General features: G+C 33.6%; 14 protein-coding genes. 6 read left to right on the top strand and 8 right to left on the bottom strand.

Going from position 1 to position 15,212, the window contains the following annotated elements:
• Window positions 1-268: 268 nt before the first annotated feature.
• The gene (locus tag E0W69_RS18115; RefSeq protein ID WP_131331470.1) at window positions 269-625 is read left to right on the top strand and encodes a BlaI/MecI/CopY family transcriptional regulator; all 357 of its coding nucleotides are present in this window, start codon (window positions 269-271) and stop codon (window positions 623-625) included.
• A gap of 23 nt (window positions 626-648) precedes the next feature.
• Window positions 649-2,484, top strand: a complete 1,836-nt coding sequence (locus tag E0W69_RS18120; protein ID WP_131331471.1) for a M56 family metallopeptidase — start codon at window positions 649-651, stop codon at window positions 2,482-2,484.
• Here the strand turns inward: E0W69_RS18120 and E0W69_RS18125 are convergent.
• A complete protein-coding gene (locus tag E0W69_RS18125) occupies window positions 2,481-4,370 on the bottom strand; it encodes a helix-turn-helix transcriptional regulator (protein ID WP_131331472.1) in 1,890 nt (629 codons plus the stop codon). The genes E0W69_RS18120 and E0W69_RS18125 overlap by 4 nt on opposite strands.
• A gap of 159 nt (window positions 4,371-4,529) precedes the next feature.
• Here E0W69_RS18125 and E0W69_RS18130 point away from each other — a divergent pair, with 159 nt between their 5' ends.
• From E0W69_RS18130 to E0W69_RS18140, 3 genes are all read left to right on the top strand, one after another.
• A complete protein-coding gene (locus tag E0W69_RS18130) occupies window positions 4,530-5,696 on the top strand; it encodes a proline dehydrogenase family protein (RefSeq protein ID WP_131331473.1) in 1,167 nt (388 codons plus the stop codon).
• Window positions 5,697-5,780: 84 nt separating this feature from the next.
• Window positions 5,781-6,809: a DUF4097 family beta strand repeat-containing protein gene (locus E0W69_RS18135; protein ID WP_131331474.1), complete on the top strand. Its 1,029-nt coding sequence runs from the start codon at window positions 5,781-5,783 to the stop codon at window positions 6,807-6,809.
• 118 nt (window positions 6,810-6,927) lie between these two features.
• Window positions 6,928-8,208, top strand: coding sequence for an alpha/beta fold hydrolase (locus tag E0W69_RS18140; protein ID WP_131331475.1), 1,281 nt, complete (start codon window positions 6,928-6,930; stop codon window positions 8,206-8,208).
• A gap of 57 nt (window positions 8,209-8,265) precedes the next feature.
• Here E0W69_RS18140 and E0W69_RS18145 read toward each other — a convergent pair whose 3' ends face one another.
• Window positions 8,266-9,231 carry a diacylglycerol/lipid kinase family protein gene (locus E0W69_RS18145; RefSeq protein ID WP_131331476.1) on the bottom strand — a complete coding sequence of 322 codons (966 nt, stop codon included), beginning with the start codon at window positions 9,229-9,231 and terminating at the stop codon, window positions 8,266-8,268.
• A gap of 226 nt (window positions 9,232-9,457) precedes the next feature.
• On the opposite strand from E0W69_RS18145, the gene E0W69_RS18150 reads away from it, so the two are divergent.
• On the top strand, window positions 9,458-10,591 hold the full coding sequence (locus E0W69_RS18150; protein WP_131331477.1) for an acyltransferase family protein: 1,134 nt from the start codon (window positions 9,458-9,460) through the stop codon (window positions 10,589-10,591).
• Here E0W69_RS18150 and E0W69_RS18155 read toward each other — a convergent pair.
• The 6 genes from E0W69_RS18155 to msrB all read right to left on the bottom strand — a co-directional run bounded on the left by E0W69_RS18155 (window position 10,581) and on the right by msrB (window position 15,210).
• On the bottom strand, window positions 10,581-11,684 hold the full coding sequence (locus tag E0W69_RS18155) for a hypothetical protein (RefSeq protein WP_131331478.1): 1,104 nt from the start codon (window positions 11,682-11,684) through the stop codon (window positions 10,581-10,583). The two genes, E0W69_RS18150 and E0W69_RS18155, sit on opposite strands and share 11 nt — an antisense overlap.
• Window positions 11,685-11,708: 24 nt before the next feature.
• The gene (locus tag E0W69_RS18160) at window positions 11,709-12,131 is read right to left on the bottom strand and encodes a c-type cytochrome (RefSeq protein WP_131331479.1); all 423 of its coding nucleotides are present in this window, start codon (window positions 12,129-12,131) and stop codon (window positions 11,709-11,711) included.
• Between the two features lie 74 nt (window positions 12,132-12,205).
• Complete coding sequence (locus E0W69_RS18165; protein WP_131331480.1) at window positions 12,206-13,459, bottom strand: pyridoxal phosphate-dependent aminotransferase; 1,254 nt, start codon at window positions 13,457-13,459, stop codon at window positions 12,206-12,208.
• 110 nt (window positions 13,460-13,569) lie between these two features.
• Window positions 13,570-14,112 carry a uracil-DNA glycosylase family protein gene (locus E0W69_RS18170; protein ID WP_131331481.1) on the bottom strand — a complete coding sequence of 181 codons (543 nt, stop codon included), beginning with the start codon at window positions 14,110-14,112 and terminating at the stop codon, window positions 13,570-13,572.
• Window positions 14,113-14,235: 123 nt separating this feature from the next.
• A complete protein-coding gene (locus E0W69_RS18175) occupies window positions 14,236-14,685 on the bottom strand; it encodes a hypothetical protein (RefSeq protein WP_131331482.1) in 450 nt (149 codons plus the stop codon).
• A gap of 120 nt (window positions 14,686-14,805) precedes the next feature.
• Window positions 14,806-15,210: a peptide-methionine (R)-S-oxide reductase MsrB gene (msrB, locus tag E0W69_RS18180; protein ID WP_131331483.1), complete on the bottom strand. Its 405-nt coding sequence runs from the start codon at window positions 15,208-15,210 to the stop codon at window positions 14,806-14,808.
• Window positions 15,211-15,212 lie beyond the last annotated feature (2 nt).

Raw genomic sequence — 15,212 nt, forward strand, 5'->3', positions numbered from 1 at the left:
ATTAACAAATAATACAAAAACAGTTGGCTTTATTCTTATTTTTTTAATCATTTTTCTCAATTCAAATCTAATTTATAAAATCTAAATATGTTAATAAATGTATAACGAATATCAAAACTTTACTAAATTGTCAATAAAGTGTCTGTTTTTTGAATAAAATCTAATACATTAAGTTTCTTGGTATTTTTTAATAAACTAATAAAATAGTTTGTGGATTAAATAAATAGAATTAATTTGCATTATATTTATTTATGTAAAAAATTATAATATGAAAGCGTTAACAAAAGCAGAGGAGCAGATTATGCAAGTGCTTTGGAAATTGAAAGAAGCTTTTCTGAAAGATGTCGTAGAAAATATGCCCGAGCCCAAACCACATGTCAACACAATCGCAACGGTATTGAAAATATTACACGAAAAAGGATTTGTGAAAGTGGAATCTTTTAGTCGTATTCATCGCTACTCGCCTGCAATAACTAAAGAAGCTTATTCCAATCAATCCATGACGACATTGGTCAAAAATTATTTTAGTGGATCGTACAAAAATGCGGTTTCTTTTTTAGTAGAAGAGGACAAAATTAGCGTTGACGATCTACAATTATTATTGGATCAATTGAAGAAAAAATAGTCCATCATGTAAAATTATCAATTATGCAACCTGTATTTATTTATCTCGGCAAAATGGTTCTTTGTTCTGGTTTGTTTTTGGGTTATTATTGGATTGCATTAAGAAACAAAAAATTTCATTACTATAATAGATTCTATCTATTGTTTGCCGCCCTTTTCAGTTTATTTATTCCGTTTATACATTTGTCTTCTTTGATTTTTGTAACAAAGAAAAATTTTGATCCTGCGTTATTGCATTATTTATACGAAAGTGATACTTTGCCGGATGTTATAGTCCGCACCTCTCATTTTTGGGATACTTCCACGATTATTTTTTGTGCCGTTGCTATCACCTCACTAGTCTTTATAACTATATTTTTGAAGAGTATTTCTCGTATAGTTCATTTAAAAAAAGAATTACCAGGACTGGAGCAGGATGGATTGACGATTTATAATTCCAATTTGTCCGATGCGCCGTTTAGTTTTTTTCATTCTATCTTTTGGCGAGAAGATTTAGATATTCAATCTTCCGTCGGTGCGCAGATATTTGCACACGAGTTAGCTCATATTGAGCAAAAACATTCTTTGGATAAAGTGTTTTTACAGAGTTTATGTGCGCTATTTTGGTTCAATCCATTTTTTTGGATCATGCAAAAAGAGATGGCAATGATACATGAGTTTATGGCAGATGAGAAGTCTGTGCAGAATCAAGATACACAAGCCTTTGCCAAAATGTTATTAATGGCGCAATTTGGGAATACTATACTGAGTCCTATCAATCCATTTGCTTTTTCACCGATTAAAAGGAGATTGGTTATGCTTACAAAAGAACAAAAAGTGCGTTTCTCCTTTTTTCGAAGATTGATGATCCTGCCTTTATTGGCTTGTACTACACTATTATTTGCATTTAGATTAAAAGAAGAAAATTTACCCAAAATAGATTTGCAAAACTGGGCGAAGTCTGCTGGGATAAATCTTACTCCTATTAATAATTTTGTAGGCAAAAGCCTAGGGCTAAAAATTTTACCAGATACTATAATTAGAATAAAAGATAAAACTGGAATACGTGATACGACAATTACTTCTCCCAATTCGTCTGTTTTTCTTTTGTCAGACAATCGAAAAGATACTCATCCTGATAATAAGATGAAGAGTCAGAAGATTATAGTAGAGGATGTGGGTTTAGCTCCTGCTCAAGAGGACGGTGTAAATCAAGAAAAATTAAAGGGTCGAGTTTCTGGATTAAGCTTAAAAGACACCACTAGAGTTATTGTAGTGACTGGCAGACCAAGTGCTAATGGTACGCCTCTTATAGTCATCGATGGTGTGCCAAATAAAGAGGGTGATATAAATACGCTTAATCCAAATGATATCCAGAGTATAACCGTACTTAAAGATAAAAATGCAGAGGCTATTTATGGTTTGAAAGCAAGGAGTGGAGTAATTATGATTACTACAAAACAAGGTCATGCAAATGCTTCAAAATCTGCCAGTGAATTGAATGATCTTATGCAAATACCTCAAGCGGATAGAGAAGTGACCGTCGTTGGGTTTGATAAGAATGCTAAGGATAATGGTATTAAAGAGGCTCGATTTAATGGTTCTTGGAGAGAATATTTGGAAAGACACTTACGTGCAGATGTGCCTATTGAAAATAAAGCCCCAGGTGGTCGTAATTACACCGTTATCGTTTCATTTAATGTAAGTTCTACTGGAGTGATATCTAATGCGCATGCGGAAAATAATCCTGGTTACGGAACTGCAGAGGAAGCAGTTAGAATTATTCAAAATTCTCCGCCATGGAAACCAGCAACTAAAAATGGAACTCCGATAGATTGCAAACAAAGACAACAAATTACTTTTCAAGTATTGAAAAATTAAGCTATTGTTTTAAGAAAATCTTCAAGTGTAGTTTCTGTTGCAAAACCAATTTTTTGCTTTAAGCGATATTTGGTCATGCGTACGCTTTTGGATTCTACATTTAGAAGATTCCCTATTTGTTTCGCATTCATACCAAGATAAATGTAAGCACAGTATTTCAGGTCGAGTGGAGTCAATTTCTGTACAGATTTTTCATTCAAACTCTTAAAAAAATTGGGATGTACTTCTTCAATTTGAAATACTGCGTTTTCAAAATCTTTGTCAACCATGCTCTCTTCTCTCAAAATCTTGGCAATATTTACAGAGTTTTCTGAGTGAATATTATCCTTTATCTGTCTGAGTACCTCGTTTTTATGATGTAACTGCAACCGATTTGCAAGTATTTCTGTTTGAAGTTTTTGTTGTTGTAAGGCTAATAAATCTTGTTCAGTTTTTAGCCTTTGTCTCTCTTCCTTTTCAAATTTGATCTGCAATTCTTGCTCGTGTTTTTCGGATTGCAATTGTTTTTGTGTGGCTAAGGAGACTTGTAATTTTAATTTGATGGATTTATAAATGTAAAATGCGCCCACAATGCCAAGTATCAATAATCCTAAATATAAAAACATCATTTTTTTACGATTATCGTCCTTTAGTTCAAATTCTTTTAAAAGTCGATCTTTCTTTTCTGATTGGAATTCTGCTTCGTATCGTTGTGCGGCTTTAGCTTGAGTCTGATTAAATTGTTTCTCTTTAAAATTGATTAATTTTTCTTGATAAGCAAGTGCTTTTTCATAATTTTTGGAAGTTTTGTAAAATGATACAATTTTATCTAGGTAAGCGTCTAAGTCCATAAAATTGAGTGGTGATTGCATTAGCTGGGTTTGGTAAGCTTGCAGCAAATAAGATTCTTCTTGAATAGGGTTGTTATTTAAATGTGCAATTTTCGCTTTTTGCGCATAAATATTGGCAATGATGTTTAGACAATTGTTCTGTTTTTTTGGGCAATATGTTAGCGCAGAGTCCAGATTACGCTCAATTTCATTGATATCTTTTTGATCTTTGTTTTTTAATTTATAATTAATTAGATACTCTGCTTTACTTTCATAAAGTGTGGATAATACAAAATTGGAGACTTGGTCTGGATAAGTGCGCACTATATCAAAGCTTTGATCAAGTATTTTGAATATACTGTCTACAAATATTGCATGATTTTTTGTATTCATCATGTCTACCAAGAGATCAGATCTGTCAGAATAACAATATAGAATAAAATTAATTTCTTTAGTGGCATTTGCATATAGCTCACTTTTATTCTGGTAATTATTGGCTTGTTCAAACTTACTCCATTCCTCATAAATCATATAAAGATTATTGTAAATTCTAGAAAGAATGAAATTAAGATGATATTTTTCGGCAATTGGTATAATATTCATAGATAATTTCACCACTTCTGCATTACGATTAAAGGATAATTCTCTCGATAATTTTGCAAAGTTTAAATAAACCAATGCCGTGGGAGATTTTGCTTTTTGGTAATAGAAAGAGGCGGAGTCAATACAATTTTGCATTTCCACATATTTTGCCTGATTATTATAAATCATGGAAAGATGCATATACGCATTTGTTAACTCTGTATAATCTTTATTTTCTTTTGTAAGAGCAATAAATTGTTGATTGACTTGATAGCAAAACGAAAAATTATCTTTTGTTCTTAATAAATAAATCAAGCGATCATAAGCTTCATATCTATTTTTCAGAGGTGTCTCTGGATTGTTCGCAGCTTGATATAGACTATCCTGAAATGTGATTTTCGCATCTGCACTAATGTCTTTAGTGATACATATTAGTAAGAATAAAATAGATTTTAATAAATGTTTGTAGGATATTAAAGCGTAAAATTGTTTCAAATCAATCAATTTAAATGCATCGGATGGTATTCTATTGGCTCAAATTAAAGAAAAAATACGGTAAGTTATACAAACCAATAATTATATATAAGAATAAAAATAATACTTGTTTTCGCCCGAATAAATTACTTTTAGTGCCAAATTTCAATTACGTACATTATGTCACTTTCATTTGAAAATACGGAAGTTGCTTTTCGTTACAGGAATAACAAGGAATTAAAAAAAGCACATTTTTTATTTAAATCTATGGGGTCTCCATTTTTAACGAATGCGGGGATCAAACTTACCGACATTGCATTAAAGTTTAAATTGCCCGTTAAAAGTATTATTAAGTCAACCATATTTGATCAATTTTGTGGTGGAGAGACTATTGAAGAAGCAGCTAAGACTTCTGAGATATTGGGTAGATATAATGTGAGTGTGGCATTAGATTATGGTGTTGAAGGAAAAGAATCGGAAGCTGATTTTGATAATGCAGTACCAGAATTTGTACGTGCTATTGAATATGCTGCTTCGCAAAAAAATATTCCATTTATTCCAATCAAATTAACGGGTTTCGCAAAATTTAGTTTGCTTGAAAAAGTACATTCTAGCCATAATTTAACACAAGAAGAACTAAACGCTTGGAATAGAGTTGGTAAACGTATAGATACCATCTGTGGCGCTGCGGCGCGTAACAAAATTATGATTTTGATCGATGCGGAAGAAACTTGGATCCAAAAGCCGGTCGATGATCTTACGGATCTGATGATGGAAAAATACAATAAAGACGCCTGCTATATTTACAATACTTATCAACAATATTGTACAGATCGATTGGAATTTTTAAAAATTTCCTTTAATAGAGCTGTAGAAAAAGGATACTATCTCGGTGCTAAGATTGTGCGCGGTGCCTATATGGAAAAAGAGCGAGCTCGTGCAGCTTCAATGGGCTATCCCTCTCCGATAAATCCAGATAAAAAAACGACAGATGAGCATTATGATGCTGCCGTTGCGTTTTGCTTAGAACATTTGGATAAAATTACGGTTTTCATTGGTACCCATAACGAAGATAGTTGTCTAAAAGCAGTGAAGAAATTGCAAGAAAAAGGAATTCCTCCAGCCAATCCTCATGTGTATTTTGCACAGTTATTTGGGATGAGTGATAATATGACATTTAATCTCGCAGATGCTGGTTATCATGCGAATAAATATTTGCCCTACGGACCGGTGAAAGATGTCATTCCTTATCTGATGCGAAGAGCGCAAGAAAATACTTCGGTCGCAGGACAGACCGGGCGCGAACTTTCTTTAATAGAAAAAGAAATAAAACGTAGAAAGTTGTAACCAAAATTAAAAATGGACGTCTTATCTTGTAAAGGCGTCCATTTTTAATTATTGCGCCTATTATTCATTTGAAAAACCATGTTTATGTTAAAGAAATATTTTCCAATTTTAGGTTTATGTGCCATCATCGCATTGCCTTCTTGTATCCAATCATCTCAAGCAGAAAATCATTCTTTTCAGTTTTTTGAAAAATATGTAACTGAGACCATTGATACAAAACAATTTCCTTCCAACTCATTTACCAAAGTCAATTCTGCAACTCCTGGCGGCAATATTGAAGTACTAGGGGATGCAGGTGCTCAGAGTTCCGTGGAAGTAATTGCTAGTAGTAACAAATATTCTGGTGCCGAATTGAAACAAAAGATTGCAGAAATTTATGATTTAAATGTAAGTGTTTCAAATGGTGAGCTATTTGCGCAAGCCAAGATTAAATCAGAAATTAAGAAATTGTCTAACACACATATTTCTATCAATTTTAAATTACATGTTCCTAATGCGGTTTCCACGTCTTTAAAAACAAGTGGCGGTAATTTGCACTTAGCTTCTCTACGTGGAGATCAAGATTTCGCAACTTCTGGCGGTAATATTGCATTTGAAGATATACACGGTATGATTAATGGTCGTACTTCTGGTGGCAATATCGTATTTAAAAATGTGGATAATACAGTCAAAGTTTCTACGAGTGGCGGCAATATTCTTGCGGAAAATGCAAATGGTAATTTGCAACTAACGACAAGTGGTGGCAATATTTCAGGTGAAAATCTAACAGGAAGTTTTGATGTTGTGACGAGTGGCGGTAATATTGCGTTGAATCAACTTGCTGGAAAGGTCGACGGTAGCACAAGTGGCGGACAGATTACCGTTTCTATGAGACAAATCTCTGGTGATATTCAATTGCGTAATTCAGGTGGTGGTATTTCCTTGACAGTACCCAAAAATACGGCAGCAAATGTTCAATTTGTCGGAGAGAATTTAGATGGAATTAAAAATCATATGGAAAATTTCAGTGGTAATCTTTCCAAAAAAACGATTTCTGGTAAAATAAATGGCGGTGGTAATTCCAATATTAATGTTTCTTCCTCTGGTGGTAGCATACAATTCAATCAATTATAGTTGTATTTGTTTTTGAAATAAGCAATAAGACCGAATTCTTCAGAATTCGGTCTTATTGCTTTTGTGGGATTTTATCGCTTATATTTGAAAATCTCCTTATTAAAACTATCAGACTTTTATGCGCCTTTTCACCAAATATTTATATGTCGTAGTCTTTGTTTTCATTAGTTCTAAAAATTATGCGCAACAAGGTATTTTCCAATTAGTTAATATTGAGAAATACCAAGGCAAAGAATTTATATTGGAAGGAAAGATTTTTTATGCAAATAAATTGGCTAATAATTCATTTGCTGTATTAACTGCTATTTTTGTAGATAGGAATAGCAAAACTATAAAAACGCCCATTTACAACGATGATGCAGGTGCGTTTTACCAACCCAATGCTTGGGGTAATTACCAATTGACGGGTAAGATAGATAAAAAAGCGATGATTATGGGAATCGGTGCGGCTATTGGTGGGAATGGAAATTATTATTTCGATGATTTCAAGCTATCCGTAAAAGATGGAAAAGATACGATTGAGATTCCATTGAAAAATGCAAGTTTTGAAAGTGATTCTCTGAAAGAATGGAGAACAGAAAATTTAGAAAAAAATTCAACGGTTGCACTTTCCACAGAAAAAACATTTACAGGAAAACAATCTTTATTTTTCAATAATGGTCTAAAAGGAAAAGAGGTTTTCGGCAGTAATGCAACTATTGGAAAATATATGGACGTAAATGGTGTAAAATTATATTATGAAATATATGGAAAAGGCGAACCTCTTCTGCTGATTCATGGCAATAATTCCTTCATGGGGGATTTTGACAGGCAGATAGATACTTTACGTAAAAGATTTATGGTAATTGGTTTGGATAGTAGGGGACAAGGTAATTCCACTGGAGATACAACCAGATTGACTTATGAATTAATGGCGGAGGATGTCAATGCTTTTTTGGATAAATTAAATTTGAAAAATGTGAATATTTTAGGATGGAGTGATGGCGGTAATATTGCCTTGATACTGGCAATGCATCATCCTGATAAAGTCAAGAAAATGGCAATTATGGGTTCCGTTTTGTTTAATGATGATACTTCTGTAGATCCCGTCATTAATAAATTAATACATAAACAGGTAAGAGAAATGGACGATAAACATATGGCCCATACAGACATGAATTATCGACTAAAAATGTTGTTACTGACAGAGCCACATATACATCCTGATTCTTTGGAGAAAATTAAAGCGCCGACTTTAGTTATGGCTGGTCAATATGACGTGATAAAAGAGAAACACACGCAACTTATCGCTGAGAAAATTCCCAATAGTAAATTAGTAATATTCAAAGGTGCGGATCATGAAGCCCCAGAGAAAATTCCTGGATTATTTAATAAAACGATTCTTGATTTTTTCGAATAAAATAAAAGGACCGAATTCTACAGAATTCGGTCCTTTTATTTTATTCGAAAAATCTATCTAGCAAATCAATCTAAAACAATCTTTGATAATGGTTGCTTCCAATTCATCAGAAGTTTCAACAGGCTCTCCGTCAATATGCAAAGGAGCATGCATCAAATTTTTGATTTTGATAGATGGCGTTTGGAAATAAAGGATATTTTTCTGAGAAATGTCTTCTACCAATTTTTGTAATTTATTATTACCGCGTATTTGTTTCAATACCGCAAATGGCAATTCTGCCTTATTCATTTTTTGAACAATCACAATATCTAAAAGTCCATCATTTAAAGAAGCTTGTGGTGCAATCGTGAAATTATTACCAAATTGATTGCTATTGGCAATACTTATGAAAAATGCACTTGAAAATACGGAAAAATTATCCACCGAAATCTCAAATTGATAAGGTTGAGCTTTGAAAAAATTGATAATACTTTGTTGTGTATAAGTCAATAAACCGCGATGTGATTTTTGTGCAAAATCATGTGCCACTGCGGCATCGAAACCCAAACCACTCAACATGCATGAAAATTGTCCATTGATACGAAATGCATCGATCATTTTGGACGGGCCTTCTAATATTAATTCAAATGCCGCTTTGGGCTTGGATGGAATTCCCGCTGTATTTGCTAAGCCATTTCCACTTCCAAAAGGAATGATACCAAATCGTACATTTTTATTCTGATATAGTGCACCTACAACTTGATTGACGGTACCATCGCCACCGATGATAACAATGTCCGTAATACCTTCATCTATAATCTTATCGTTGAGATAATCATAATTGCCCAAGGCATTGGTTTCTAAAAATTCAAAAGCCAGTTTTTTTTCCGTACTGATCTTTTTGATAACTTTTATAAGAGATTCCTTTTTATCCGTTCCAGATACTGGATTGACGAGATAAACAAATTTTCTTTCTTCCAATTTCGGGTTTTTATTTTTCTGTTCTATTCTATTTACTTTCAAATCCGCTACAAGACTTTCCATATAATTTATTCAAATGACAACAAAAGTTAATGTGTGTAAATCGTATCACACATACTTATATTCAAAACAGCAGATGGTCTAAAAGGTTTGAATAAAAGCGGGGCAAAAATAGCCAAATTTGGAAAGTAAATTGTCAATCTAATTGTCATATTATCATCAAGTTAGATTTTTAACTTTACTCTCGTTAATAAATTATAATTTAGCCAGAATTTTAAGGAAAATTTATATGTCACAGCCGAAAGACCGATTTCTTTCATTAGATGTATTTAGAGGTTTGATCGTTGGATTTATGATTATTGTCAATATGCCGGGCAATCCAGAGACAACCGTCCCTGCATTGACTTTTGCTAATTGGAATAGTTTTACACCTGCCGATCTGATCTATCCTGCTTATATTTTTTGTGTAGGTATTGGGCTCTTTTTTTCCTTAAAAGAATGGCAAGAAATGCATAGCAAAGGCCGTGTGTTTTTGATTATTTTACGGCGGTCTATTTTGATGTTTTTGATCGGATTACTTATCAATTGGTTTCCCTTTTTTCAGATAGATTTGGAGTCGGGGGAGAAAATATTTACACCATTTTCACAGGTTCGTATTTGGGGATTTTTACAAAGATTAGGCGTTTTGTATTTCATAACTTCTTGCCTTTTATTATTTACCAATCTTCGTGTAACATTGGCGTTAGGCGTTTTATTTTTGGTGGGGTATTGGCCAGTTCTATATTTCGGAGGCAAATTTCCCAATCCCTATTCCATCCGTCACAATCTTGTTTTGCATATAGATAAATTAATGATTGGAACGGATCATTTGGATCAAAGTCCCATCGTTCCATTTGAAGAATTTGGATTTTTGAGTACGTTTCCTGCATTTGCCAATATAATTGCAGGATTCTTAACCGCGAGAATAATTTTCAAGAAAAAAATTACATACGAAACATTGACTTTAATTTTAATTTCGGGATTTATGTTGATGTCATTGGCATATATCTGGAACAATGTTTTGCCGGTGAATAGAAAATTATGGACAAGTAGTTTTGCTGTTGAGTCAATTGGTTTGTGTTTGTCTATTTTGGCAATTATCATTTACGTAGTTGACAAAATACACTACACGAAAGAAGCTAATTTTTTCCGAGTATTTGGACGCAATCCATTAGTCGCATATATCTTGTCGATGACTATGACGATTCCATTGCAATTGATAGAAGTCGAACCAGGGTTATCTATTTCCAATTGGTTGTATATCAATGTATTTAGCTATGCTTCTGCCTATATTGGATCTTTTTTACAAGCCGCATTATTCATGTTTATTATTTGGTTGATCTGTCGCTTGCTTGATCGAAAAGGAGATTATCTTACTTTGTAAATGCTTTGTTTTTGGTGATATAATGTCGCGCTCCACGAACAAGCATCAGACTTTTACGCAAATTTTGTTTCAATTGTAATTTGACAATTTGCCCCATCGTTTTTGCTTTTAAGAAACTCGTTATTTTGAAATGATCCGCCAATTGGACTTTTAATTGGTCAATTTTTTCCTGTGGTGCCAATTTCTCATGAATCATTACATCCAATAATTCTTTGATCTGATACCGCTCTGTTATAATACGAAATACAATTCTGGCACGTTCTTCCGCTTGATATTGGGCTAAAGATTCTTGGTTAAATTCTTCTAATGCCATATTTACAATCTGCTGATTTTCAATAAAGAACTGAGGCAAATACATATTTTTTCGCCCTTCATAAGATTGCTGGTCAAAGTCAATTGCTCTGATACGATATTGTACGCCATCGATGTCGGGAGGCATTTCCACAACATAATTATACGAACGCATATCACCTAAAAGACGTACAAAACAGCGTTCGTTAAACTTGACAAACTCTTTCAAAAAACGCAAGGGATTGGGCATCGTGGGCAAAATATCGCGTACGAAAATGTCACCTGGAATGCCTGGAATATGCTCTTCGATTAAAGTTTGTCCATTGGTAAAATAATTTAACCGATTGGGTGAAAGTAAATGCTCTAATTCCAAACCGTAAATACGGCTGGCATCTGCTTTTTTTACATAGAAATGATCGTAATTGGCATTATACTTATTGATAATCCGTACACGGAATGGTTGACTATTTCCAAAACCGCAAAACTCTATTTGTGCCACTTCCAAATGATTGGCAAAACTCAAATCTCCTTCCGTCTTCAAAATCGCATAGCATTTAACCAGACCATCATTGATGTATTCCCATTCTCGTAAGTCATAAGATACTTTTTCCCAATGTGTATCAATTCCATTTTCATCAAAAATGGGCAGCGCATATGTGAAATGCAGTAAATCATCGTAACTAATAGAAAGGTCTACTTCGCGACCATATTTAATTAAATAATCACGCAACCTATTTTCAATCGGATAGGGAATTTTTTTCTTAGAAGGTTTGTTGAGCTCGCCAGAATCCAGTGTATTCATATCAATCGTTATTGAACCGTATTGTTATTTTTTTGTACGCAAAGATAGAATGTATTTTGCCATAGCAGTACCATCTTGGGGTGTAAGATTGGGGTGTGGCGTCATGACTTGCGTACCGTATATCCCGCTGCTACCCATTTTGATACTTTGGTATAAGTTGTTGATATTTCCTTCATTCGTTTCGTATTTATTGGCAATCGTAACGAATGCGGGACCGACCAATTTCTCATTTATTTTGTGGCAAGTGAGACAGTCATTGGACGTTACCAGATTTGCACCTTCTTTATATTCTGCTGGAACGTCGTTACCTGCTGTATTAATTAATTGATTGGTAGATTTAGTACTGTCGTCGACTTTATTTCCTTTCGCGTTGCTATTTACTCCGTTGCACGCCATAATGGAAACACAAGCACAAAAAATGGCGAAACTGATAATACGTTTTTTCATGGGATTATAAAATTTTACAATTCTATGATAAAGTACAACAATTTCGCCAAATCGACCTAAATGATCTAAAAATTTTATTGTAATTGAGACAACGCTTTTTCTAATAAATCAAACATGGTATCTAATTCGTCCATTTTACAAGTCCCTACGCTGATGCGGTACCAAGGAGAATTGGCATCCGAGCCAAAGGCAGAGAAAGGAACGATCGCTAATTTCGCTTGATCTAATATGTAATTGGTAACATCTTCTTGCGTTGCTAATATTTTTCCGTCAAATGATTTTCCTACTAAGTCCAATTTTACAGTTAAATAAATTGCTGCTTGAGGATCAACTGCATCAACATTGTAACCTTTGGCTTTCAAATCTTGAAATCCTTTCGCCAATGCGTTTAAACGATCTTCAATTGCTGATTTGAATGAGGCAAACCAAGTGTCAATTGCGGAGTCATTTTTCAAATATTCTGCTACGGCTTGTTGCTCTGCCATCGGTGCCCAAGCTCCAATATGTGTCAACAAACTTTTCATTTTGCTAATCAAAACTTCTGGACCACAAGACCAGCCAACACGCACGCCCGTAGATGCAAATGATTTGGAAATACCATCTACAAAAACGGTATATTCTTTCATTTTTGGATCTATGTGAATCGGCGTAAGATGTTTTGTTTTTCCAAATGTCAAAGTCCAGTACATCTGATCAAAAAGCACAAATAATTTTTTTTCGTCTTCTGCACGGCGCGCATTTTCTTCCAATACCATTTCACAAATCGCTTTCAATTCACTTTCAGGTAAGGTTGTTCCTGTTGGATTTTGTGGCGTACAAAGACAAATTAATCTTGCTTCTTGGATAAATGGACGAATAGCTTCCGCTTTTGGCATGAAATCATCTTCTGGAAAAGTTTCAATCAAGCAATGTTCTGCGCCGGTGATGTTACAATAGTGATTATTATTCCAAGATGGAGCAGCATAAATTACTTTGTCGCCTTTGTCCACCAAGGATTCAAATACAGTGAAAATGATGGGACGTCCGCCACTAGCAATCATGATTTCGTTGGTATTGTAATCCAAACCTTCACGTGTTGCAAGAAATTGACTTACGGATTTACGTAATTCCAATACGCCATCGCCGGGAGGATAATTGGTAAAATGTGCTTGATATTTCTCCAAGATTAATTTTTCCAATTCTGTTGGAATTGGGAAAATACTTGGATCAAAATCTCCGATAGTAAAGTTGAATATTTTCTCTCCTTGCGCTTTTCTTACATTGATGGCATTACCCAGTTTTACAATTTCAGATCCTTGCATGGATTCTGCTAAATGGCTGAATTTCATCTATTTATATTTGAATGATCAAAGTGTTATCTACATTTCAAAACTGAAAATGTGCTACAAATGTAAAATTTGATTTTAAATATATGGCGAGTAAAATAATCTCCTAAATATTATTGTAGCGCCTGCTTAAATTGAATTACTCTATATGCATATGTAGAGATTGTCAAAGATTCAGTTCTTAGTTTTTGATAATTTTCCATTCTAGCAATAGCTCGATTGGCTGTAGGAGAGGGCGATGGTAAAGTATAAGTAGGAATAAGGTTATCGGGAAATAATTTCTTAAAATACTTTTCAACAAATTTACTCGTAAATAGTATTTTTTTAAGGTTTTTCGTCAAACATTTTTCAATGCCAGCCTTGTTAAATTCTATAATTTTCAAATTGCTATCGCTACAATTATTTTGTCTTCGCTCAATTTTATATAAAATATCTGTAAGAGAAATATTATGGAGCATACACAATTGCTTCTTTTGATCCAATGTATTGGTGGGAGTCTTGTAAATTTCTGAAAGTATCTGCCAAAAGTAATTTTTACCACTTCCTCCGTAATACCAATCGCCATAATCAGATCCATTAAAACAAGGAAAACTGCCAATAATTAATACGGTTGCATTTTCTGAATAAAACGATTCAAAAGGATGAATTTCTTCCATATACAAAGATTTTCAAAAAAGAAGATAATGGCAATAACTGTTTAAAAGATAAAAGCTACAAAATGGCTAAATTCAATTAGCAAGTATTTCTACATTTATAGAAGATGTATTACGAATTTAAAATTAAATGATGATTCCATTATATTTAAAAACAATCATTTTGGCTCCTTTTAAAAAAGATTGAATATCGCTGTCAGATTTAGCATTTGTATTTTCTAATTCAAAATAATATTCGTCGGGATTGGTTCTGCTGTTCAGCGCATTTTCAATCTTATTCGAAGATTTATTTGAATTAGTTGGGTAAATCCAAAATTGATATTTTCTGATATATGTATTTGTACTTATAATTTCTCGGAGTTCACTTATCTTAATTTTTCCAATTTTATTGACAGAATAAGGATTGATTAAACCACTTGATAAAACTGCTTTAAGGTCAATACTTATTTTGGGATGAAATTCTATAATTCCATTATTTATAAAAATAATTTTGTCTGAATAAATTTTGATGTCATCATTGTTAATTCTTGGTAAAATCTTGCAACAATTATTACTAAAAGAATCTGCATCATTCATTTTTTGTGCAAAATTGGAAATTGAAATGCAACAGAAAAATATACATAGCAAAAAATTCATCCTCAATTAATTTTAGTCTTACTAAAAATAAAACGAGAAGCAATAGCCTCTCGTTTTATTTTACTTATCTTGAAAATCCAGCACTACACCATTCATGCAATAGCGCAATCCTGTTGGGCGTGGACCATCATCAAATACATGACCCAAATGTGAATTGCATTTACCACAAAGAACTTCTGTACGGTTCATTCCATGCGTATGATCGGGTGCATAGATTAAAGCTCCCTTGCTTATTGGTTCGAAAAAACTCGGCCAGCCACATCCGCTATCAAATTTTGCATTGCTTTTAAATAATGGATTGCCACACACTTTGCAATAATAAGTTCCTACGCCTTCAAAATCTTCATATTCACTTGTAAAAGGACGCTCGGTTCCTTTCTGACGTGCTACATAATATACTTCTGGCGAAAGTTCTTTTTGCCATTCTGCATCTGTTTTGACTATTTTTTCATTCTCTTTTTCCATGC

The sequence above is a fragment of the Rhizosphaericola mali genome, from assembly GCF_004337365.2.
In the GTDB taxonomy this organism is placed as follows: Bacteria; Bacteroidota; Bacteroidia; order Chitinophagales; family Chitinophagaceae; genus Rhizosphaericola; species Rhizosphaericola mali.